Genomic DNA, 24,393 nt, shown 5'->3' with positions numbered 1-24,393 from the left:
TGCGGCTTTTGATCTTGATCCACCGGCGACGTCGGAAGGCTGAGCGGAGGGATTGATCCGGGCGTGGGAGCGCAGCGACCGTCTGGCGCAGCCAGACACAGCGGAAGGAGGTGCAGCGAAGCAAACCGGAGCCGCTGCGCCCGGATCGATCCCGCAGCGAAGGAACCCCGAGCCCGCGAGGGGCCGAACGTAGGAGCAAGCCTTTTGGGTTACCTTTTTGGCGTTTGAAAAAGGTGACCCGCCGTAAGGGCGGAACCCTAAGCAGCCGTTACCGCAGCAACGGATATGTACTCACTCAAAAAGCCCCCCACCGCCTGAAAAAACTTCGCGAGCAGGCTCACTCCTACAAGGGATTACGATCTATTCAGAGTATGTGGTGAACCAATCTAGAGCTGTCGGCCCTTGACCTTCAGATGCCGCGCATACCACGGGCGCTGCGGCACTTTGCGGAACAGCTCGGTCATGTTGTCTTCGTCGCCGAAGGTGATGCGCAGCGCCAGTTTCATGGTTTCCGGATCCATCTCCACCGAGCGCCCGACTTGCAGGCCGGGCACGGTGCTGCAGCCGTGGGTGTCGGGGCCGAGCCAGGGATCGCCGACTTCCACCCAGCGGCCCGGCGCAAACCACGGCACGCCGTTGACTTCCAAACGACTCACTTCGCCCGGATGAAAACGTTCATGGGCGCGGAACCAGTCTTCCAGGCGATCATCAATCCAGCCGTGGAAACGCCAGAACACCGGATTCACATGGGAGGAAAACGGATCACCGAGAAAGTCGTTTTCCGGCGCATACCAGCGCGCAGCGAAGTCTGCCTGATCCCGCGCCATCGGCACTGGAATGTCATTGGACGGATCCCGCGCCACTGAAGCCCAGCGCATGTGCAGCCAGTCGTGCAGGCCCAGTTCGACTTCCGAACCGAACTGGCCGAGGGTCAATTTCGATAAATAACGCGGATCACGGTACTGCGATTCCCAGACCAGAAAATTGCTCTGAAAAGTCTCCGCTGCTTTGATGTCGCTGACCCACTTGGTGTACTCGTCATCACCCTCGGCCAGCCAGGTCGGCGGCAGTGAGTTGCCGTCGTGATTGTCGAAGTAACGCGCGAAGCCCTGCCGGTCACGCTCCAGCTCAGGCTGCGGCTGCGGGAACGCCGGCCACGATGGCAGATCCTGCATCGAGCGGGCGATGCCGAGCATGTGGCGGTGCATAAAGAAAAAGTCCACGCCCGAGCCGTTGCGATCCTTGCTTGGCCCACGGGCATCGCGCTCCTTGTCACGTGGCCCTGGCTGCCAGCCGATACCGCGCAGCGCTTCGCGTTTTTTCTCGGAGAGCTTGTGCCACTTGTCGCGGGTTGCATGCCAGAGCTGATGGAACAGACGATGCTCGGGCGCGACCAGCCAGGCCAACAATTGTGGACTCAAACCGGTACGTTCGCGGGCTTCGGGAAAACGCCGTTTGATGGCGATGAACTGATTGTCCAGTTCGGGCAACGCCAACGGCCGATCCAGGCGCAAGACCTGCCCGGTGAACGTGGCGCTGCCGGCATTGCCGAACGCCGCCCAGACTTCATCCAGTTTGACTTTGAATTCATACACGGGCGGTTCTAACGGCGCATCGGTGCGCAGCAGACGCCAATACATCTCGGCACCGTTGCCCGGCGCCAGATCACCAATCACTTGATAACGCGCAGGCCCCTCGGCACGCAGATTCGTCCCGGTGTCGAGATAGCCGCGCAATCCGCGCCCGCGGTGAGCGATGTCGAGAAACAGCTCCAGGCCTTGCGCCGGCAAACCATCGAGCCCGGCCGCCGCACCGGTAAAGCGAATGTCCCAGACCCCACGCAAATTGTCCGCCAGCTGTTGCCCGGCGGTATCGGCCAGATCGACCGTGGCCTCGCCCGGGGTGATCGGAAACTCCTCGCGAGTCAGTTCACGATGTGCATAAAAAGCGGCAGGCAGCGCGGCGCCCGTGAGTGCCATGCCCGCCATGAACCAGCGTCGAGAGATCGTCATTGCCCTACCTGTGTCAGCCATGAAGCAGGCTTTATCCAAGCTAGAACGTTTGCTCGACGGGGAAATTTACGCTGCCGGCAAAACATCGCAACGGCACCACCGGGCATTTGTAACGCCGCCTAAATTAGCCACCGGGCCACTCGTTCTTCCCAGATAGCAAAGGCCCCTGCGCCTGTACCTCGACGGCGAACCTGAATGAGATGGCAATGACAAAACCGCGTTGGAAAAAGGCTCTATTCATCGGCCTGCCACTGGCCCTGGCGATCAGTGCCGGCGCAGGATTTCTGGCCTGGGATTACTGGAACAACCCCGGCTACCCGGTGAAGGTGATGAAACAGGCGACCGAATTGCAGGATCGCCTGCTGTCGTTCGACAGCCACATCACCGTGCCGCTGAGTTTCGGCAGCCACGACCACGAAGCCGACAAGGATGGCTCGGGCCAGTTCGATCTGGTCAAGGCCAATCGCGGACGCCTGTCCGGTGCGGCGCTGACGGTGTTCGGCTGGCCGGAAATGTGGAACGGCCCGAACGCCCCGCACCGCCCGACCGAGGGTTTCGTCGAAGAGGCGCGCAACCAGCAGGAAGTGCGCTACAAGATCATCTCCGGGATCGTCCGCGACTTCCCCAATCAGGCCGGCATCGCCTACACGCCGGATGATTTCCGCCGGCTGCACGGCGAAGGCAAGTTTGCGATTTTCATCAGCATGCTCAACGCCTACCCGCTGGGCAACGACCTGGGCAAGCTCGACCTGTGGGCCGGGCGCGGCATGCGCATGTTCGGCTTCAGTTACATCGGCAACAACAGCTGGGCCGACTCATCGCGGCCGCTGCCGTTTTTCAATGATTCGCCCGATGCCCTCGACGGCCTCTCGGATATCGGCAAACAAGCGGTGCAACGCTTGAACGATCTGGGCGTGATCATCGACGTTTCGCAGATGTCGACCAAAGCCCTCGAGCAAGTCGCCGAACTCAGCCGCACACCGCTGGTGGCCTCGCACTCGGCGCCTCGGGCGGCCGTAGATATTCCGCGCAACCTCAGCGACAAAGAGCTGCAACGGATCAAGAACAGTGGCGGCGTGGTGCAGGTCGTGGCTTTCTCGCAGTACCTGAAACCGCTGACTCAGGGCACCCAGGACAAACTCAATGCGCTGCGTGCGCGCTTCGATCTGCCGCCGCTGCCCAATCTGGCCATGGCGCTGATGCCCGGCGATCCGATCATCACTGCCTGGTCGGAACAGAAGCTCGGCCAGTACGCCAGCGGCCTCTACGCGATCCTCGAAGAAGAACCGAAAGCCACCCTCAAGGATTTCGGCGATGCCATCGATTACACGGTGCGCAAAATCGGTATCGACCACGTCGGCATCGCTTCGGACTTCAACGATGGTGGCGGGATCAAAGGCTGGGAAAACGTCGGTGAAATTCGTAACGTCACCGCCGAACTGCTGCAGCGCGGCTACTCCGAGGCGGACATCGCCAAGCTCTGGGGTGGCAACTTCATGCGCGTCTGGGACCAGGTGCAGAAAGCCGCGAAACCGGCGCTGGCGTCGCGCCAGGAGGTGGCCCGGCCATGACTGATCGCCGCACTTTTCTGAAACACGCCGGCCTGCTCGCCGCCGCCCTGCCCCTGGGCGCCAGCCTCACTGCGCCGGCGGCAATCGCTGCCGTGCCGACTGCGTCGCGGGACAAATGGGCGCAGCTGCGTCAGTTGTTCGATCAGGATTCCCAGGCGATTCACTTCGCCAATTTTCTGGTCACCTCGCACCCGAAACCGGTGCGCGACGCGATCGAACGCCATCGCGCGGCGCTGGATCTGAATCCGGGTCTGGCGATGGATTGGGATCTGGGCGTCACCGAGAAACGCGAAGAAAACGTGCGCCACTGGGCCGGCGAGTACCTGCAAGCCAAACCGGGGCAGATTGCCCTGACCGGCAGCACCACCGAAGGCCTGGCGATGATCTACGGCAGCGTGCAGGTGCGCGCGGATCAGGAAATCCTCACCACGGTTCACGAGCATTACTCGACGCGCAACATTCTCGATTTCCGCAACCGTCGTGACGGGACGCGCGTGCGCAAACTCACACTGTTCAAAACCCCGCAGAGCATTTCTCTGGATCAGGTGCTCGACACGATCAACCGCAATATTCGCCCCGAGACCCGCGTGCTGGGCATGACCTGGGTGCATTCGGGCAGCGGCGTGAAGCTGCCGATCAGCGAGATCTCGCGGCTGGTCGACGAGCACAACCGTCAGCGCGACGACAAGGACAGGCTGATCTATGTGGTCGATGGCGTGCACGGTTTCGGCGTCGACGACCTGAGTTTCCCGCAGATGAACTGCGACTTTTTCATCGCCGGCACGCACAAGTGGATGTTCGGCCCGCGCGGCACCGGCATCGTCTGCAGCCGCACTGAAGAACTGAAATACGTCAGCCCCAGCGTGCCGACCTTCTCCGAGGCCACGGCGTTCTCGACCATCATGACCCCAGGCGGCTACCACGCCTTCGAACATCGCTGGGCGCTGGACGAAGCCTTCAAGTTGCACCTGCAACTGGGCAAAGCCGAGGTGCAGACGCGCATTCATCAGCTCAACAGCTACCTCAAGCAACGCCTGCAGGAGCACCGCAACATCGAACTGGTGACCCCGCTTGATCCGCAGTTTTCCGCCGGTTTCACCTTCTTCCGGATCAAGGACCAGGACAGCGACGCAGTGGCTGCCTGGCTGATGCAGAACCGGGTGATCTGCGACGCGGTCAGCCGCGACGTCGGGCCGGTGATTCGTACCGCGCCGGGCTTGCTCAACAGCGAAGCCGAAGTGGATCGCTTCATGAACATCCTCGGCAACAAGCTGCGCGCCTGATCCTCGACTGCCGTTTTCCTTTCAAAGAGACGACCCATGAAAAAGCCTCACGCGTCACTCCTCTCCAAAGCCCTGCCCGCACTGGCGCTGAGCGCCCTCTGCGCGGCACTGCTGCCCGGCACCGCGCTGGCGGCGACAGCGCCCGCAGCGGGCAAAGTGTTCAAGGATTGCAAGGACTGCCCGGAAATGGTCGTGCTGCCGACCGGCAGCTACACCATGGGCACGCCGGACGATGAAGTCGGCCGTCAGCCCGATGAAGGCCCGTTGCACACGGTGACCTTCAGCAAACCGTTCGCCATCAGCCGCTCGCAGGTGCTGGTGGGCGAATGGGACGCCTATGTGCGCGAAACCGGCAACAAGCCCTACGACTTCGATGACCGCCCCGGCCGCCGCTGCACCGCCGGCAAACCGGAATTCAAACAGACGCCCCGCGACCCGGCGGTGTGCATGAACGTCGCCGAAGCCCAGGGCTACATCGACTGGCTGTCGAAAAAGACCGGCCACGCCTATCGCCTGCAAAGCGAATCGATCCGTGAATACGCCGCCCGTGGCGGCAGCACCGGGCCTTTCCCGTTCCCGTTCGATGAAGGCAAGGATTACCAGATCTCCAAACACGCCAACACCTACGGCGCGGCCGACGGCTACAACTTCACCTCGCCGGCCGGCACATTCCCGGCCAACGCCTTTGGCGTGTTCGACGCCCACGGCAACGTCTATGAGTGGACCGCCGACTGCTATCACCCGGACTACTCCGGCGTGCCCGCCGACGGTCGTCCATGGACCCAGGAAAACTGCGAACGCCAGGTCATGCGCGGCAACGACTGGGGCGAGGCGCCGATCTTCTCCCGCTCCGGCAACCGCAACAGCAGCTGGCCGACCAGCAAGGGCGACTGGCTGGGCTTTCGCGTAGTGCGCGACCTCTGACACTGGCTTCGACGAGCGCAGCCCCGTCTGCGCTCGTTTAAAGAAACTCCGCGACCATTCGTTTTCCTTAAGTACCGGCACTCCCTCCGCATCGAAGCAGGAATCCTCCATGACCAAGCCTACGCGTGGGGCGATCAACGAATTGTTCGCCCTGCTCAAGCCCTTCCGCCTGATCGTTTCGGCCTCCATCGTGCTCGGCATGCTCGGCGGCCTCAGCGTCACCGTGCTGCTGGCGACCATCAACAACGCCCTGCACTCCGATGACGGCCTGACCCGCACGGTAGTGATGATCTTCGCCGGACTCTGTGCCCTCGCTCTGCTGACCACGATTCTGTCGGACATCGGCACCAACTACGTCGGCCAGCACATCATTGCCAAACTGCGCAAAGAGCTCGGGGAGAAAGTCCTGTCGGCGCCGATCGACCAGATCGAACGCTACCGCAGCCACCGCCTGATCCCGGTGCTGACCCACGACGTCGACACCATCAGCGACTTCGCCTTCGCCTTCGCGCCGTTGGCGATTTCGATGACCGTGACCCTTGGCTGCCTCGGCTATCTGGCCATGCTGTCGTGGCCGATGTTCCTGATGATGCTGGTCGCTATCGCCATCGGCACCACCATTCAGGCGATTGCGCGGGCCAAGGGCATGCGCGGTTTCTATGCCGCCCGCGACTCCGAAGACGAACTGCAAAAGCACTACAACGCAATTGCCGAAGGCGCCAAGGAACTGCGCATCCACCGCCCGCGCCGCCAGCGCATGTTCGTTGCCGGCATTCAGAAAACCGCCGAGAAAATCTGCGACACCCAGATCAAATCGATCAACACCTTCGTCATCGCCAAGTCGTTTGGCTCGATGCTGTTCTTCGTGGTCATCGGCATGGCCCTGGCCCTGCAATCGCTGTGGCCGAGTGCCGACAAAGCGGTGATGAGCGGTTTCGTTCTGGTGCTGCTGTACATGAAGGGGCCGCTGGAGCACCTGATCAGCACCCTGCCGATTATCAGCCGCGCACAGATTGCCTTCCGCCGCATCGCCGAACTCAGCGAACAGTTCTCCTCGCCGGAACCGCACCTGTTGCTGCAGGATCAGGGCAACAAGCCTGCCGCCGTCGATAGCCTGGAACTGCGCAACGTGCGCTACGCCTTCCCGGCCGTGGAAGGCAGCGAACCGTTCCGCCTCGGGCCGGTAAACCTGCGCATCGAACAGGGCGACATCGTGTTCATCGTCGGTGAAAACGGCTGCGGCAAAACCACGCTGATCAAATTGCTGCTGGGCCTGTACGCGCCGACCGAGGGCGAAATCCGTGTCAACGACAAGCTGATCACTGCGGTCAACCGCGATGATTATCGGCAGAACTTCACCACGATCTTTGCCGACTACTACCTGTTCGATGACCTGATACAGGGCGATCGTGAAGTGCCGCAGGATGCCACCCGCTACCTCGAACGTCTGGAGATTGCGCACAAGGTCAGCGTGCGCGACGGCGCCTTCAGCACCACCGACCTGTCCACCGGCCAGCGCAAACGCCTGGCGCTGGTCAACGCCTGGCTCGAGGAGCGACCGGTGCTGGTGTTCGATGAGTGGGCAGCGGATCAGGACCCGACCTTCCGGCGGATCTTCTATACCGAGCTGCTGCCCGACCTCAAGCGTCTGGGCAAAACCATCATCGTGATTTCCCACGACGACCGTTACTTCGACGTCGCCGATCAACTGGTGCGCATGGAGGCCGGCAAGGTCCAGAGCGAACTGCAACCCGCCTGATCAAGGCAGCCGCGAACGAGCCGGAGAAAAAACTTTTCCGGTTTGCCGCGGCTTCCTCGTCTTAATGAGATGAATAAGAACCATTAACAACTATACCTGCCAAGGTCTTAACCTCATGTCCGCATCCCGTTTCATGCTTCGCCCTCTGACTCGAGCCCTGCTGATGCACGGCGCGACCCGCACTCGCCTGGCCGGTAGCGGCCTGGGTCTGGCACTGACCCTCGCAGCGGCGCCCTATGTCCAGGCCCAGGAGTGGACCCTGAACATCCCTGCCCAACCGCTGGCCCAGGCCCTGCAGACCCTCGGTCAGCAGACCAGTCTGCAAATCGTCTACAGCCCGGAAAGCCTGCAAGGCCTGCGCTCCAGCGCCCTCAACGGCCGCTATCAGGACGACGAGTCACTCAAGGCGATGCTCAGCGGCACCGGCATCCGTTATCAGCGTGACGGCAACACCGTCACCGTGCTCGGCCCGGCCACCAGCGGCAGTGCCATGGAACTGGCCCCGACCAACGTCAACGCCAACCGCCTCGGCGCCACCACCGAGGGCAGCAACTCCTACACCACCGGCGGCGTGACCATCGGCAAGGGCGTGCACTCGCTCAAGGAAACACCGCAGTCGGTCACGGTGATGACCCGCAAGATGCTCGACGACCAGAACCTCAACACCATCGAACAGGTGATGGAGAAGACCCCGGGCATCACCGTTTACGACTCGCCCATGGGCGGCAAGTATTTCTACTCGCGCGGCTTCCGCATGACCGGCCAGTACCAGTACGACGGCGTACCGCTGGACATCGGCAGCAGCTACGTGCAGGCAGACAGTTTCAACAGCGACATGGCCATCTACGACCGCGTGGAAATCCTTCGTGGCGCGGCCGGCATGATGAAGGGCGCGGGCGGCACCGCCGGTGGCGTCAACTTCGTGCGCAAGCGCGGCCAGGACACCCCGCACACGCAGCTGTCGTTGTCGGCGGGCACCTGGGACAACTACCGCGGCCAGGTCGACACCGGCGGCCCGCTGAACGACGCCGGCACCGTGCGTGGTCGCGCTGTCGTCACCCAACAGACCCGGCAGTATTTCTACGATGTGGCTGAACGCCGCGACCAGATCTACTACGGCGCGCTGGACTTCGATCTCAGCCCCGACACCACGCTCGGTCTGGGCATGGCCTATGAAGACGTCGACGCCACCCCGTGCTGGGGCGGCCTGCCACGCTACGCCGACGGCTCCGACCTGCACCTGAAACGCTCCACTTGCCTGAACACCTCGTGGAACAACCAGCGCAGCAAACGCGCCACCTACTTCGCCGACGTCAAACACCAGTTCAACGACGACTGGTCGTTGAAAGTCGCCGGTGTCTACTCGCGCAACACCCAGGACATGGAATATTCCTTCCCGAGCGGCACAGTGCCCTTGGGCGCGACCGCCACCAACACGCTGATGCTTGGCAGTACCTATGACTACGATCAGCGCGACTACGGTTTCGATGCTTACGTCGACGGCAAATTCGACGCCTTCGGCCAGGAGCACGAACTGATCGTCGGCGCCAACGCCAGCCGTTCGCACAAGGACGACTTCTACGCGGTGGCAGCATTGCCACAGCGCCAGAACGTGTTCAACCCGAACCACAACATCCCGCAGCCGGATGAAAGCTACTACCTGGCCAACGCCTCCCGTGGCGGCCCGGTGGACATGCACATCAAGCAATACGGCGCTTACTCGATCGCCCGCCTGAAACTCGCCGACCCGATGACGCTGGTACTTGGCAGCCGGGTCAGCTGGTACAAATCCGACACCGATTCGGTGCAGTACTTCCGCGGCGAAGGCACCGAGGTCAACACCAAGTCCACCGAATCCGGCCAGGTCACGCCGTTCGCCGGCCTGCTCTACGACCTCAACGACAACCTGACCGCGTACGCCAGCTACACCGACATCTTCACCCCGCAAGGCTCGTACAAAACCATCGATGGCAGCACGCTCAAGCCGCTGATCGGCCAGAGCTACGAGCTGGGGATCAAGGGTGAGTGGTACGAGGGTCGCTTGAACACCACGTTCAACCTGTTCCGCACCATCCAGAAAGATGCGGCCCAGGATGACCTGCGCTGCGAAGACAGTTCGTGCCAAATCAACTCGGGCAAGGTCCGCGCCCAGGGCTTTGAAGCTGAAGTCAGCGGTGAAGTGATTGACCGTCTGCAATTGCTGGCCGGTTATACCTACACCCAGACCAAGGTGCTGGAAGACGCCGATGCGACTCAGGATGGCGCGGTCTACAACTCTTACGTGCCGCGTCATCTGTTGCGTGTGTGGGGTGATTACGCCCTGAGCGGGCCGCTGGATCGGGTGACGATTGGTGCGGGTGTCAATGCGCAGACGGGCACCTACCGGGTTTCGCCTCTGGGCGGGGACAATGTCGATGGCGCGGGTTATGCGGTCTGGAACGGTCGCATTGGTTATCGGATCGATGACACCTGGTCGGTGGCGTTGAACGGCAATAACCTGTTCGACAAGCGTTATTACGCGACTATTGGGACCGAGGGGTTTGGTAATTTCTATGGTGAACCGCGTAATTTTGTGATGTCGGTGAAGGCTGATTTCTGATTGGTCTTAACGTTGTGTGGGAGCCCCGCTTTGGCGGGGCTTTTTTGTGTTTGGGATTGGGGGCATATCCGTTGCTGGGGTGAAGGCTGCTTAGGGTTCCGCCCTTACGGCGGGTCACTTTTTCCAGACGCCGAAAAAGTAACCAAAAAGGCTTTGCCCCGGCGTACGGCCCGCTCGCTGGGGCTCGGGGTACCTTCGTTACGGGACCGATCCGGGCGCAGCGTCTCCGGTTTGCTTCGCTGCACCTCCTCCCGCTGTGTACGACTGCGTCGTACGGTCGCTGCGCTCCCACGCCCGGATCGATCCCGTAACGAAGCCTGCCGAAGGGGCAAAAGATCAAAAACCGAAGCAAAGCAAAAGCCAGATCAAGAGCCAGATCAAAAGATCGCAGCCTTCGGCGGCTCCTACAGTTGGATCGCGTGAATTCGATAGAAATTGGTTGCCTCGCAGATCGCCATCGCGAGCAGGCTCACTCCTACAAGGGGGCGGTGTACATCAGGAAAAATCAGGTCGGCTGTCAGGCCGCCTTCGCGAGCAGGCTCGCTCCCACAAAAGCAAAAGCAAGGCAGCGCAGCTGCCCGCGGCGAAGCCGCCCCACTCAACAATGAGCGTTAGCTCGAGTGCTTTTGATCCACGGGCGACGTCGGAAGGCTGAGTGGAGGGATTGATCCGGGCGTGGGAGCGCAGCGACCGTTCGACGAAGTCGAACACAGCGAGAGGAGGTGCAGCGAAGCAAACCGGAGGCGCTGCGCCCGGATCGATCCCGCAGCGAAGGAACCCGAGCCTGCGAGGGCCGAACGCAGGAGCAAGCCTTTTTGGTTACTTTTTCGGCGTCTGGAAAAAGTGACCCGCCGTAAGGGCGGAACCGTAATCAGCAACCCCCGCAGCAACGGATATGCACACTAAACCAGAACCCGCGCAAGCGCCCCACCAACCCGCGAATAAACATCCAGAACCCCAGGCACCACCGCCCCCAACCGCAACAAATCATGAGTCAACCTGGCACAAACCTCGACCTCAATCCCCACTCCCTGCCCGCGCAGCTTATCAACATAAGCCTGCCCCTCATCCAGCAGCGGATCAAACCCGGCGAGCAGCACAATGGCCGGCGCAACCCCACGCAAATCCTCCGCCAGCAACGGCGAAAAACGCCAATCCAGATAATCCTCCGGCCCACGCGCATAGTGCTGATAAAACCAGTCCAGCGTGTCGTTCTCGAGCAAATACCCCTCGCCAAACAACAGCCGCGAATCATGCACCCGAGAAGCATCGGTCACCGGATAACACAACAACTGCGCCTTGGGTGCGATGGCCACCGTGTGCGGCTGCCGCACCGCCTGAATCGCCAACACCGTCGCCAGCGTGGCGCCCGCGCTATCACCGCCAAACGCGACCCGCGAACAATCCAGGCCCAGGCTCACAGCCTGTTCGGCCAGCCACGCCAACGCGTCCTCGCCATCCTCCAGCGCCGTCGGAAAACGCTGCTCCGGCGCCAGCCGATAACCGACCGAGAGCACCGCACACGGCGTGCGCTGGCAAAACTCGCGGCAGACGCCGTCGTGGGAATCCAGACTGCCGACCACAAACCCGCCACCGTGGAAATACACCAGCACCGGCAGCGGCGACTTAACGCCGTTGGGCCGATACAAACGCAAGGCCAGTGCCGCGCCGTCCCGGGCCAATGTTTCGATCTCGGTGACTTCAAGGTCCTGCGGCGCCGGCCAGCGCAGTTGCGCGGTGGTCTGTTCGAATGTGCCGCGGGCCTCGCTCGGGGTCAGTTGGTGCATGGCCGGCAGGCCGGCGTCCCGGCTGTCTTGAGCCAAGTCGAGGAACGCTTCCAGATCAGGGTGTAACGACATCGATAAGATCCTTTATCCGCAAAAAACCGGGCGCGCCTCGGCTGCGCCCGCACAAAAGAGCGATCAACCCGCCCGTGCCATGCAGTGCTCGATCAACGCTTCAAGCTCACGCTGGTAATCGCTCATCAGCGCATCCATGGTGCCGGCGCGGTAGCGCTGGTTGCTGTAGATGCAGCGCAAGGCCAGTTGCCCGTCGTAGACCTGGCCAACGATTTCCAGCCAGTTGCCCAGGTTCGCCTTGAGGCTGTAGTTGTCGCCGGTTTCTTCCAGTGCCGGCACCAGCAACGCCTGTTCATCGAAGCTCTGGTCGAACTGCCCGAGGTAGTTGAACGTCACCCGCGCCTGCGGCAAACCGGCGAGTTGCGCGCAGATGTCCGGGCCGGCCAGATGACGCAGCACGCCATAGCCGATGCCCTTCTGCGGTACACCCGCCAGTTGCGCCTGCACATCGATGATCGACTGGCCGATGTCGTCGCTGTCCGGGTGCAAACGCACCGGGAACATGCTGGTGAACCAGCCGAGGCTGCGGCTCAGGTCGATCGATTCGAAGAGGTCTTCGCGACCGTGCCCTTCAAGCAGAATCAGCGCCGACGGTTGCTGGCTCCAGCGGCACAGCGCACGGCTGAGTGCCGACAACAGCAGGTCATTGATCTGCGTGCCGTACACCGCCGGGGCTTGTTTGAGCAGTTGTTCGGTGTGCTCGCGCGACAGCTTGAGCCGCGCCTGCGCCTGTTGCCGCACAAGGTTCTTGCCGCGCGGGTTGTCGCACGGCAGGTCGACACCCGGTTGATCCAGTTGCTCCAGCCAATAAGCCAATTCCTGCTCGGCAATCACAGGCGCCTGCGCCTGCAACGCTTCGGCGAACGAACGATAACTGCTGGTGCGAATCGGCAACTGCGGTGGCAGCCCCTGCACGCACGCCTCATAAGCGACTTTCAGATCGTCGAGCAGAATCCGCCACGATACGGTGTCGACCACCAGGTGATGAATCACCACCAGCAAGCGCGCCTGACCGTCCGGCAAGGCCACATGCATGACCCGCCAGACCGGCCCGTCATCGAGCTTGAGGCTGCGCTGCGCAAGGTTGGCCAAGGCTTCGACCTCGTCGCTGTTCTGCGCTTCACGGCGCCACAGCACAGCCTCGTCGGACGCGCTGCTGCTATAGCGCTGCAACCAGCGTCCGCCGTCATTGGAAAAGCGCAAACGCAGCGAATCGTGATGTTGTTCGATCAAGCCCAGCGCCTGTTCGAGTGCATCGAGATCCAGCGGCTGACGGGCGCTGAGCAGCAACGACTGGTTGTAGTGATGCGCCTCGGCCATGCCTTCGGCGAAGAACCATTCCTGAATCGGCAGCAGATTGAACGCACCTTCTGCTGCCACTTGGGTAAGGTCCGGCAGCGCTTGCCCAGCGCCCTCCTTCACCACCTGCTGCTCGACGATCCCGGCGATGGTCTGATAGCGCATCAGATCGCGCAGCTTCAGCTCCATCTGCAGGGTCGGATGGTTTCTCACCCGCGAGATCACTTGCAGGCTGAGGATCGAGTCGCCGCCCAGTTCAAAGAAGTTATCGCTGATACCGACCTGCTCGACCTGCAGCACCTGCGCCCAGATTTCCGCCAACAGGCTTTCCTGCTCGGTGCGCGGGGCAAGGTATTCGTCGCTTTTGAATTGCGGTTCAGGCAGCGCCTTGCGATCGAGTTTGCCGTTGGGCGTGACCGGGAACGCACTGAGGCAGACGATCTGCGCCGGCACCATGTATTCCGGCAGCGAAGCGCGCAGCCCGGCCTTGAGTTCATCGCCGATATCATCACCAGTGGCGGTGACCACATAACCGATCAGTTGCTTGCCGGACGCATTGTCCCGAGCGATGACTAAAGCATCACTGACCGCCGTCAACTGACGCAGGCTGGCCTCGACTTCACCCAGTTCGATACGGAAGCCGCGCACCTTGACCTGATGGTCGATGCGTCCGACGTAATCAACCACGCCGTCCGGACGGCGGCGCACCAGATCGCCGCTGCGGTACAGGCGTTCGCCCGGCGCAAACGGGTTGGGCACGAAACGCTCGCCAGTCAGATCGGGGCGCCCGTAATAACCGCGGGCGATACCGTAGCCGCCGATGTACAACTCACCGGCAAAACCCGGCGGCAGCGGATTCAGATCGTCGTCGAGCACGTACAGCGAGCGCGCACCGACCGCGCGACCGATCGGCGCGTACGCCGCTTCGCAGTGCTGGCTGATGGTGACTTTCCAGAGCATCGGCGTGACCACGGTTTCGGTCGGGCCATAACCGTTGGTGAAGTATTGCGGACGCAACGCTGCTTTCACCTGTTCGAAGGTCTGCTCTGGCACCGCATCGCCACCGAAGCAGTAGATGCGTACCGGTGGCGGCGCGATGCCGCTGGCTGCCGCGTACTCGGCCAGTTGCTTGAGGTAGGCCGGCGGGAAGCAGGCGATGGTCACGCCGTAATCGTGCAGGGCCTGATAGGTCTGCTCCGGCGTCCACAGGCATCCGTCGCGAATCACCAGACGACCGCCGCTGTACAACGTACTCAGCCAGCGTTCATGAGCGCCGTCGAAAGCGAACGACATGAAGTGCAGCTCGCAGCTGCTGGCGTCCATTTCGTACAACTCGGCGATGGCCTGGCAGTGCATGCTCAGCGGGCCCTGGGTGACGGCCACGCCTTTCGGCCGCCCGGTGGAGCCGGAGGTGTAGACCAGATAGGCCAGGCTCTGCTCATGAACATCGCAAACCGGAGCAGCGTCGCTGTAGAGACTGCGATCAAGCTGATCGATTTCCAGACGCAGCAGGCCTTGCGGCGCCGGCAACGTCGCACGCAGGCTGGTTTGCGTCAGCAGCAGGGCCATGCGCGAATCTTCGATCATGTACGCCAGACGCTCCGGCGGATAATCGATGTCCAGCGGCACGTACGCCGCGCCGCTCTTGAGCACGGCGAGGAAGCTCACCAGCATTTCCAGCGAACGCGGCAACGCCACGCCTATTACCACTTCCGGCCCGGCGCCGTGGGCGATCAGGCACTGCGCCAGTCGATTGGCCTGCCGCTCCAGCTCTGCGTAGCTCAGGCTTTCGCCGGCGCATTGCACGGCGATCGCATGGGGTTGCTGTTGCGCATGGCGACTGATCAGCTCCGGCAGCAACTGCGGCGCGTGGCGGTGGGAAGGCTCAGCGCTCCAGGCCTGCGCCGCTTGCCATTGTTCGGCGGACAGACGCTGCAGATTGCCCAGCCGCTCATACGGCGCGGCCATCATTGCCGCGAGGGTGTTTTCCAGGGTCAGGCGAATGCCTTGCACCGCCTCGGCACTGAAGTGGCTGCGCAGGTACAGGTATTCGATCGACAACTCGTCGCCGAGCATCACCGCAAGGTCCATCGGCACGTTGGTCACGCCATGGCCGATGGATTTGCCGAAGGTCAGCTCGGTGTCGGTTTCTTCCTGCAAGCGCTCGTCGATCGGGAAGTTCTCGAACACCACGATGCTGTCGAACAGCGCCTGCCCCCCGAGGTTCGACCAGCGCTGCACATCCGCCAGCGGTGCCTGGGAGTAATCGCGAATGTCGAGGTTGTAGGCCTGCACTTCACCCAGCCAGTCGGCCAGACGCTGATCGGCCTGCGGGGTCTGAATGATCGGCAAGGTGTTGATGAACAGGCCGAGCATGTTGCCGACGTTCGGCAGACTTTCCGGACGCCCCGACACCGTGGCACCGAAGGTCACCGTCTGCTGGCCGGTGTAGCGCTGCAACAGCAGCAGCCACGCACCCTGGATCAGCGTGTTGGGGGTGATGCGCAGGTCGCGGCAGAACTCCAGCAGACGCGCGGTTTGCGCCTTGTCCCAGTTCGAATAAATCGCATCGTGACCCGCAACGTCGGCGCTGTGGCGCGGGTGCATGGCCTGGCTCAGCGCAGTCGGTTCGTTGACCACCGCCAGACGTGCTTTCCAGAACAGCTCCTGGGCGTCCTGATCCTGTGCCTGCAACCAGGCAATGAAGTCGCGATAGCGGCCATTTTCCCCAGTCACCTGGCCCGTGGAGTAATACTGCAAGACCTCGCCGAACAGCCGCGAGCTGCTCCAGCCGTCCATCAGAATATGGTGGCTGGTCCAGATCATCTGGTACTGCTCGTCGCCCAGATGCAACAGGGTCACGCGCTGCAAACGCGCTTCGGACAAATCAAAACCCAATGCGCGGTCGGCGCTGGCGAATTCGGCAATCGCCGCCTCGCTGCAGTCCTGCGCACGCCAATCGAGCACCTGCATCTGCAGCGGCGCATGGCGATGGACGACCTGCAACGGCTTGGCCAGCCCATCCTGCCAATGGAAACTGGTGCGCAGGATCGCCTGCCGGACGATGACGAATTCCCAGGCCCGGCGGAAACGCTCCACGTCGAGACCCTTGATCGGCAGGCTGACCTGTTGCACGTAAAGGCTGCTGCCGTTATCCGACAACGTATGGAACAGCATGCCTTCTTGCATCGGCGACAGCGGGTAAACGTCTTCGATCAGCTCCGCTGGCACCGGCAAGGCATCGAGCTGGGCCTGATCCAGTTGCGCCAGCGGGTAGTCGGCAGCACTGGCGGCTTGCGCGTCTTCAAGCGAAACCACTGCGGCCAGCTTCTGCACCGTCTGCTGCTGGAACAGGTCTTTGGGGGTGAAGCAAATGCCCTGCTGCCGCGCGCGGCTGACCAGTTGAATCGAGATGATCGAATCACCGCCGAGGGCGAAGAAATTGTCGGTCACGCCGACCCGCTCGATCTTCAGAATGTCCTGCCAGACCTCGGCGAGTTGCTGCTCCAGCGGAGTCGACGGCGCGACGAAATCGCGTTGCGACTGACTGGCGTCCGGTGCCGGCAGAGCCTTGCGATCGAGTTTGCCGTTGGGCGTCAGCGGCAATTGCTCGAGGAAAAGCCACTGCGCCGGCACCATGTATTCCGGCAGATGTGCCTTGAGCGCGGCTTGCAGTTCGGCGCTCAGCGCGTGCAGTTGCGCGGGGCTTTGATCGGCTTCGGTCGGCACCACATAAGCCACCAGTTGCTGGCCGCCAACGCCGTCCCCCGCCAGCACCACACCTTCGCGCACGCTGGCCTGGGCCAGCAGACGCGCTTCGATTTCGCCCAGTTCGATACGGAAGCCACGCACCTTGACCTGATGATCGATGCGGCCGACGTACTCGATACGGCCGTCATCCAGCCAGCGCGTCAGGTCGCCAGTGCGGTACATGCGCTCGCCGTTGCTCGCCAACGGGTTGGGCACGAAGCGCTCGGCGGTCAGGCCCGGGCGCAACAGATAGCCACGGGTGATGCCGTCGCCGGCCAGATACAGCTCCGCGGCGATGCCGATTGGGGCTGCCTGCAATTGCTCGTCGAGCAGGTACGCAGTGGTGTTGCGCAGTGGCCGGCCGATATTGGCCTGACCGTCGGGTTCGCGACGGGTCCAGGTCGAATAAGTGGTGTCTTCGGACGGCCCGTACAGGTCGTAAACGTGAGCGACCGAGGTCTCGCGGTACAACGTGTCGACCAGCGCCTGCTTCAGCGGCTCGCCGGCCAGATTGATGATGCGCACGCCCGGCGGGATCTGGCCGATGCGTTGCAGCGCGGCAATCGCCGACGGCACGGTGTTGATAAGGCGCACCTGATCACGCTCGGGCAAGTCCGGCAGTTCCAAGGCATTGCGCGCCATGACCATGGAGCCGCCATGCGCCAGGGTGACGAAAATCTCCCACACCGACAGGTCGAAGCACACCGACGTCGAGGCCAGCACACCTTGCAGGTCGTCCTCGCTGTAGACCTCGGCGGACCAGTGGATCAGCGCCTGCACGTTGCGATGGGCGATGGCCACGCCTTTCGGTTTGCCGGTGGAACCGGAGGTGTAGATCACATAGGCAAGATTGGCCGAGTCGCCGCGCGCCGGCAGGTCGTCCTGTGCCTGCGCGGCAAACGCCTCACCGCCGGCCTCGACCAGCACCACCTGCGCTTGCGTCGATGGCAATTGCGCCAGCAATGCTTGCTGGGTCAGCAGGACTTTCGCCTGGCTGTCGTCGAGCATGTAGGCCACGCGGTCGGCCGGGTAGTCCGGATCCAGCGGCACGTAGGTGCCACCGGCCTTGAGCACCGCCATCAGGGCGATCACCAGTTCCGCCGAACGCGGCAGTGCCACGCCGACGCGCACCTCGGCCGTCACGCCGAGCGTCAACAAGTGTCGGGCCAACTGGTTTGCACGCCGATTCAGTTCGCCGTAGCTCAAGGCCACGCCGGCATGACTCAACGCCAGTGCCTGCGGATGTGCCGCCACCCGCGCTTCAAAGCTCTGCGAGATCAGCCGCTCGGCCGGATAAGCCGCGTGATTGTCGTTCCACTGCGCCAGCGTTTGCCGTTCCGCCAGCGGCAGCAGACCGATTTCGCCGAGGGCCCGCTGCGGGGCCTGGATAAATTGCTCGAGCACTTCGCGCAGATGCGCGGCCAGAGCGAGCACGCTGCGTTCGGCAAAGTGCTCGGTAAGGTAATTGAAATCGAGGTTGAGCACTTCGCTGGCGCCAGCGATCAGGGTCAGACCGTAGTTGGTCTGCTCGCGATGCTCCAGGCCGGAGAAACGCAGCCCGCCCGGATTGGCCTCCAGCGCTTCGGAGACCGGGTAGTTCTCGAACACCAGCAAGGTGTCGAACAACGCTTCGCCGCTCAGGGCGGCCAGACGCTGAATGTCCTGCAACGGCGTCTGTTCGTAATCACGTAGCACCAGGTTCTTGTCCTGCACGCTGCGCACCCAGTCACCCACGCTGAGGGCGGCCTGCGGGCTGGCGATCACCGGCAAGGTGTTGATGAACAGCCCCAATTGTTCTTCGATGCCCGGCAGATCCACCGGACGCCCGGATACCGTGGCGCCAAACGCCACGGTGGGCTGACCGGTGTAGCGCTGCAACACCAGCAGCCATGCCGCTTGCACCAGACTGTTGAGCGTCACCTGTTGCTGACGGGAAAAATGGTTCAGACGCTGGGTGAATGCTTCGTCGAAGTGCAGACGATGCATCTGTTTGCCCGGCCCCGGTACGGTGCGTCCATGACAGGCCGACGCCAGTCGGGTCGGTTCGTCGAGTTCGGCCAGTTGCCCGCGCCAGAAATCCTGCGCAGCCGCCTTGTCCTGGCCCTGCAGCCACACCAGAAAATCCCGATAGCGGCCCTGCGCGCTCGGCACTGGCTGGCCGGCGTAATCCTGCAGCACCTCGCCGAACATCCGCGAGTTGCTCCAGCCATCCATGAGGATGTGGTGGCAGGTGAAAATCAGCCGATGGCGATCGTCAGCAGTGCGCAGCAGGCACAGGCGCAACAGCGGTGGATTCTGCAGATCGAAGCCGCGTTCACGGTCGGCCTGCGCCCGCGCTTCAAGCACCGCCGGCAGATCGGCGACATCGCGCACATCGATTTCCGGCATTTCCAGGGTCAGTTGGCGGTTGATCACCTGCAACGGCGCGTCGAGGCCATCGCGGCCCCAGATGAAACCGGCGCGCAGCACTTCATGGCGATCGACCACGCGCTGCCAGGCTTGCTGGAACCGCACGACGTCGAGGCCGTCGATGTCCAGCAGCATCTGATAGACATAGGCGCTGGCGTCCGCGTCGTACAGGCTGTGGAACAGAATGCCTTGCTGCATCGGCGCTAGCGGATAGATGTCCTCGATGCGCTGGGCGGCGATCGGCAGGCTGTCCAGATGCGCCTGGGACAAACCGGCCAGCGGCACATCGGACGGCGTGAGGCCGCCCGCATGGCTGAGGCAGTGATCGATCAATTCGCTCAACGCCGTTTCGTAGGCGCGGGCCAGAGCGGCAATCGTCGCCTCTTCGAAGACGTCGCTGCTGTAGGTCCAGGTCAGGCTCAACTGGCCCTGATAAACCCGGCCATCGATGGTCAGCCAATTGGCCATCGGCGCGTTTGCGTCCTGACCGGCGCCCTTGTCTTCGGTGGCCGGCCGCCACAAAGCGTCTTCGTCGAAGTTGTTATCGAACTGGCCGAGGTAGTTGAACGTCACCTGCGGTTGCGCCAATTCATGCAACGCCGCTTGTGCGTCGGGCGTGCCGAGATAACGCAGCAAGCCATAGCCGATGCCCTTGTTGGGGATCGCGCGCAGTTGCTCCTTGATGCCTTTGATCGAGGTTTCCAGACTGGCGTTTGGCGTCAGGCGCACCGGGAACATGCTGGTGAACCAGCCCACGGTGCGGCTCAGGTCGATGTCATCGAAGAGGTCTTCGCGGCCGTGCCCTTCGAGCTGCACCAACGCACTGTCGCTGGCGGTCCACTCACACAACACTCGCGCCAGTGCGGTCAGCAGCAGGTCGTTGACCTGAGTGCGGTAGACCGCCGGGGCCTGTTGCAGCAACTGCCGGGTCCGTTCGGCGTCCAGCCGGGTGTCGACGCTGCGCTCGAAGCGGTTGTTCAACTGGCCCTGCGGATTATCCAGCGGCAAACCGAGCGGCGCGTCGCGCAACTGCTCGCGCCAGTACGTCAGTTCACTGTCCAGCGCCGCGCTGCGCGCATGCTCTTGCAGGCGCAAGCCCCAGTCCTTGAACGCGCTGGTCTTGGCCGGCAGGTTCACGCTCTGCCCGGCACTGATCTGCTGATAGGCGTTTTGCAGATCTTCGAGCAGGATCCGCCACGACACACCATCAACCACCAAGTGATGGATGACCAGCAGCAGACGCTGACTGGCGTCCGGCAAGTCGACCAGCGCAGCGCGGATCAGCGGGCCATTGTGCAGGTCGAGGCTGCGCTGCAGATCCAGGCACAGCGCTGGCAATGCGGCGCTGTCGTCCAGCGTAAAGGTGCGCAACAAGTCGTGTGGCTGATCCGCCGCGCCGTGACTTTGCTGCCAGCCCTGCTCGGTTTGGCGATAACGCAGACGCAAGGCGTCATGCTGTTCTTGCACCTGGGCCAAGGCCTGTTGCAGCGCAGCGGCTTGCAGGGTTTTCACCGGGGTCAGCAGGATCGACTGGTTCCAGTGATGGCGCGCCGGGATGTCGCTGTGGAAAAAATACTGCTGGATCGGCGTCAGCGGCGCGTCGCCGAGTACCTCGCCCTGCTCCGTTTGCACGGCGTCGCTCTGTTGCGCGACGGTGGCCAGACGCTGCACGGTCTGGTGCTGGAAAATGTCCTTGGGCGTGAAGCGAATGCGGACCTGCCGCGCGCGACTGACTACCTGAATCGAGATGATCGAATCGCCGCCCAGCTCGAAGAAGTTGTCGTGCAGCCCTACCCGTTCGACCTTGAGCACGTCTTGCCAGATCTCGGCCAGACGCTGTTCCAGCTCACTGCGCGGTGCGGCGTACGCCTCTTGCACTTGCGCAACGTCCGGTTGCGGCAGTTGCTTGCGATCGAGTTTGCCGTTGGCGGTCAATGGCAGACGTGCAAGGAACGCCCAACTGACCGGAACCATGTAATCCGGCAGGGTTTCGCGCAGGTGCGCCTTGATCGAATCGCGCAGGGCGCCCTGCTCGTCCGCGTTCACTGCCTCGACGGGCACGACCCAGGTTGCCAGTTGCTGGCCGCTGAGGCCGTCCACCGCCAGCACCACGGCTTCGCGCACCTGTGGATGCTTGAGCAGTTGCGCTTCGATTTCGCCGAGCTCGATGCGGAAGCCACGGATCTTCACTTGGTGGTCGATACGGCCGATGTACTCGATCACCCCGTCGCCGCGCAGCCGTGCGAGGTCGCCGGTGCGGTACAGACGCTCGCCTGCCTTGCGATTGAACGGATCGGGCACGAAGCGGGTAGCGCTCATGCCGGACTGATTCAGATAACCACGGGCCAGACCGGCGCCGGCGATGTACAACTCGCCGATGCAGCCTTGCGGCACCAGGTTGAGCGAGCTGTCGAGCAAGTACCACGACAGGTCGACAATCGGCGCGCCGATCGGGCTGCTGTGATTGCTGTGCAGATCGGCCAGCGACAACGGCCGGTAGGTCACGTGCACGGTGGTTTCGGTGATGCCGTACATGTTGATCAGCGTCGGCGCGCGGTCACCAAAACGCTCGAACCACGGGCGCAGATTCTGCACTTCCAGCGCCTCGCCACCGAACACCACGTAACGCAGGGCATTGCTGCGCGAGGATTCACAGGCGACCTGCATCAACGGCTTGAATGCCGACGGTGTCTGGTTCAACACCGTGACATTTTCATCGCAGAGCAGTGTGTAGAAATCCTCCGGCGAACGGCTGACGTCGTGAGGCACGACCACCAGTTTGCCGCCGTACAACAGCGCGCCGAAAATCTCCCACACCGAAAAGTCGAACGCGTAGGAATGGAACAGCGTCCAGCTGTCCTGCGCGCCGAAATCGAACCAGTGCTCGGTGGCGCTGAACAGGCGCATGACATTGCCGTGCGGCAGCAACGCGCCTTTGGGTTTGCCGGTGGAACCGGAGGTGTAGATGACGTAGGCCAGATTGTCCGGCGTGGTCAGGCATGGCGGGTTGCTTTCGATGCCGTGTTCCGGCGCCTGATCCAGATCGAGGCAGACCAGCCCCGGAGGAATCGGCAACTGCCCGAGCAAATGACCCTGGGTCAACAGCAATTGAATGCCGCTGTCGTCGATCATGTAGCTCAAGCGATCATCCGGGTAGCTCGGGTCCAGCGGCACATAGGCACCGCCGGCCTTCAGCACCGCGAGAATGGCGACGATCATGTCCAGCGAACGCTCGACCGCAACGCCGACGCGCACGTCCGGGCCGACACCCCGCTCGATCAGCGTATGTGCCCATTGGTTGGCGCGGCTATTGAGTTCAGCGTAGGTCAGGCGTTCCCCGGCACAGCTCACGGCCACCGCGTCGGCATGCCGCGCGGCCTGGGCTTCGATGGCTTGCTGGATGCACTGGGTCAGCGGTTGTTCGACCCGCGGCGGATTCCATTGCGCCAACAGCTGTTGCTGCTGGCCGGCGTCGAGCATCGGCAATTGGCCGATGCGCTGGGTCGGCTCGGCGACGATCGCCTGCAACAGCGCAGTCCAGTGTTGCGCAAGGCGCTCGATAGTCGCCGCGTCGAACAGGTCGGTGGCGTACTTGAGCACCGCTTCGATGCCGTGGGCCTGTTCGGTGGTGTTGAGGGTCAGGTCGAATTGCGCGGTCTGGCTCTGCCATTCCAGCGGTTCGATGTTCAGGCCGTTCAGGCGCGTCGCAACGCTCGCACGGCGCTCGGCCTGGTGGTTGAACATGACCTGGAACAACGGACTGTGACTGAGGCTGCGGCCCGGTTCCAGCGCTTCGACCAGTTGCTCGAAGGGCAAGTCCTGATGCGCCTGCGCCTCCTGCGCGGTCTGTTTGACCTGACGCAGCAGCTCGACAAATGGCAACTCGGCGTCGACATCCGCCTTGAGCACCTGGGTGTTGACGAAGAAGCCGATCAGCCGCTCGATTTCCACCCGGCCACGGTTGGCCACCGGCACACCGACACGGATGTCACTCTGCCCGCTGTAGCGATGCAACAAGGCCTGAAACGACGCCAGCAGCACCACGAACAGCGTGACGTTTTCCTGCCGGGCAAAAGCCTTGAGGGCATGGCTCAGCGCCGGGTCGAGAATCAGGTTATGGCTGGCGCCGGCGAAGCTCTGCTCGACCGCGCGCGGGCGATCCAGCGACAGCTCCAGCACCGGCTGTTCGCCGCCGAGTTTTTCCTGCCAGTAGGCCAGTTGGCGCTCCTGCTCACCGGCCTCCATCCACTGGCGCTGCCACAAGGCGTAATCGGCGTATTGGATCGGCAGCGCGGGCAGACCGGCGTCGTGACCGAGGTTGAAACCGGCGTAGAGCTGCACCAGTTCCTCGATCATCACTTGCAGCGACCAGCCATCCGAAACGATGTGGTGCAGGGTCAGCACCAGCACATGCTCAGCGGGGCTGACCTGCAGCAGCGCGGCACGCAGCAACGGGCCGTGCTGCAGGTCGAAAGTCTTCTGGCTCTGGGTCTGGACGAAGGCCTGGATCGAGGTGTCCGGGTCGTTGGCCAGATCAGCGCTCAGGTGATGAATCTCCAACGCAAAAGGTCCTGCGGGCAGGACCACTTGCAAGGGTTGTGCACTGTCTTGAGTGAATACCGTGCGCAAGGTTTCGTGGCGTTCGATCAGCGCCGCGATGCTGCGTTCCAGTGCCGGCACATCCAGCGGGCCCTGCAAGCGCAGGGCCGTCGGAATGTTGTAGGCCGCGCTGTGCGGTGCCCACTGCCAGAGGAACCACTGGCGCTGCTGAGCGTAGGACAGCAGCAACGGCTCTTCAGCCGTGCGCTTGAAAACCGGGGCAATGTCAAAGAGGTTGACGCCTTTCTGCTTGAGCAGAACCGCCAGAGCCTTTCTTTGCTTAGCCGAAAGTTGTCCTACCGACTCGATTAACTCTTGCACGCGTTTTT

Annotated in this window: 8 protein-coding genes; 5 read left to right on the top strand and 3 right to left on the bottom strand. The window is 62.7% G+C overall.

Annotated features, from left to right (window positions below):
* Positions 1-386 precede the first annotated feature (386 nt).
* On the bottom strand, positions 387-2,012 hold the full coding sequence (gene pvdP, locus J2Y90_RS15220; protein WP_253500688.1) for a pyoverdine maturation tyrosinase PvdP: 1,626 nt from the start codon (positions 2,010-2,012) through the stop codon (positions 387-389).
* 206 nt (positions 2,013-2,218) lie between these two features.
* On the opposite strand from pvdP, the gene pvdM reads away from it, so the two are divergent.
* The 5 genes from pvdM (at position 2,219) to J2Y90_RS15195 (ending at position 10,148) form a co-directional block, all read left to right on the top strand.
* Positions 2,219-3,583, top strand: a complete 1,365-nt coding sequence (pvdM, locus tag J2Y90_RS15215) for a pyoverdine-tailoring dipeptidase-like protein PvdM (protein ID WP_253500687.1) — start codon at positions 2,219-2,221, stop codon at positions 3,581-3,583.
* A complete protein-coding gene (pvdN, locus tag J2Y90_RS15210) occupies positions 3,580-4,866 on the top strand; it encodes a pyoverdine-tailoring periplasmic protein PvdN (protein ID WP_253500686.1) in 1,287 nt (428 codons plus the stop codon). The genes pvdM and pvdN overlap by 4 nt, the downstream gene beginning before the upstream one ends.
* Positions 4,867-4,902: 36 nt before the next feature.
* Positions 4,903-5,790: a dihydropyoverdine dehydrogenase gene (gene pvdO, locus J2Y90_RS15205; protein ID WP_253500685.1), complete on the top strand. Its 888-nt coding sequence runs from the start codon at positions 4,903-4,905 to the stop codon at positions 5,788-5,790.
* A gap of 109 nt (positions 5,791-5,899) precedes the next feature.
* Positions 5,900-7,549, top strand: a complete 1,650-nt coding sequence (locus J2Y90_RS15200) for a cyclic peptide export ABC transporter (protein ID WP_253500684.1) — start codon at positions 5,900-5,902, stop codon at positions 7,547-7,549.
* Positions 7,550-7,664: 115 nt separating this feature from the next.
* Positions 7,665-10,148 (top strand): TonB-dependent siderophore receptor, encoded by a 2,484-nt coding sequence (locus J2Y90_RS15195; protein ID WP_253500683.1) that lies wholly within the window; start codon positions 7,665-7,667, stop codon positions 10,146-10,148.
* Between the two features lie 902 nt (positions 10,149-11,050).
* Here the strand turns inward: J2Y90_RS15195 and J2Y90_RS15190 are convergent.
* Positions 11,051-12,007 (bottom strand): alpha/beta hydrolase, encoded by a 957-nt coding sequence (locus tag J2Y90_RS15190; protein WP_253500682.1) that lies wholly within the window; start codon positions 12,005-12,007, stop codon positions 11,051-11,053.
* A gap of 63 nt (positions 12,008-12,070) precedes the next feature.
* Positions 12,071-24,385: a non-ribosomal peptide synthase/polyketide synthase gene (locus tag J2Y90_RS15185; RefSeq protein WP_253500681.1), complete on the bottom strand. Its 12,315-nt coding sequence runs from the start codon at positions 24,383-24,385 to the stop codon at positions 12,071-12,073.
* Positions 24,386-24,393: the final 8 nt, after the last annotated feature.

Origin of the sequence: Pseudomonas koreensis (assembly GCF_024169245.1) — a bacterium.
GTDB classification, from domain to species: Bacteria; Pseudomonadota; Gammaproteobacteria; order Pseudomonadales; family Pseudomonadaceae; genus Aquipseudomonas; species Aquipseudomonas koreensis_F.
Note: the sequence above shows the minus strand (reverse complement) of the source record. Positions and strands in the feature narration are given on the sequence as shown.

Bases quoted from the DNA above. Each gene is read 5' to 3' on its own strand.
- pvdP (WP_253500688.1), bottom strand. From the start codon at position 2,012: ATGACGATCTCTCGACGCTGGTTCATGGCGGGCATGGCACTCACGGGC.
- pvdM (WP_253500687.1), top strand. From the start codon at position 2,219: ATGACAAAACCGCGTTGGAAAAAGGCTCTATTCATCGGCCTGCCACTG.
- pvdN (WP_253500686.1), top strand. From the start codon at position 3,580: ATGACTGATCGCCGCACTTTTCTGAAACACGCCGGCCTGCTCGCCGCC.
- pvdO (WP_253500685.1), top strand. From the start codon at position 4,903: ATGAAAAAGCCTCACGCGTCACTCCTCTCCAAAGCCCTGCCCGCACTG.
- J2Y90_RS15200 (WP_253500684.1), top strand. From the start codon at position 5,900: ATGACCAAGCCTACGCGTGGGGCGATCAACGAATTGTTCGCCCTGCTC.
- J2Y90_RS15195 (WP_253500683.1), top strand. From the start codon at position 7,665: ATGTCCGCATCCCGTTTCATGCTTCGCCCTCTGACTCGAGCCCTGCTG.
- J2Y90_RS15190 (WP_253500682.1), bottom strand. From the start codon at position 12,007: ATGTCGTTACACCCTGATCTGGAAGCGTTCCTCGACTTGGCTCAAGAC.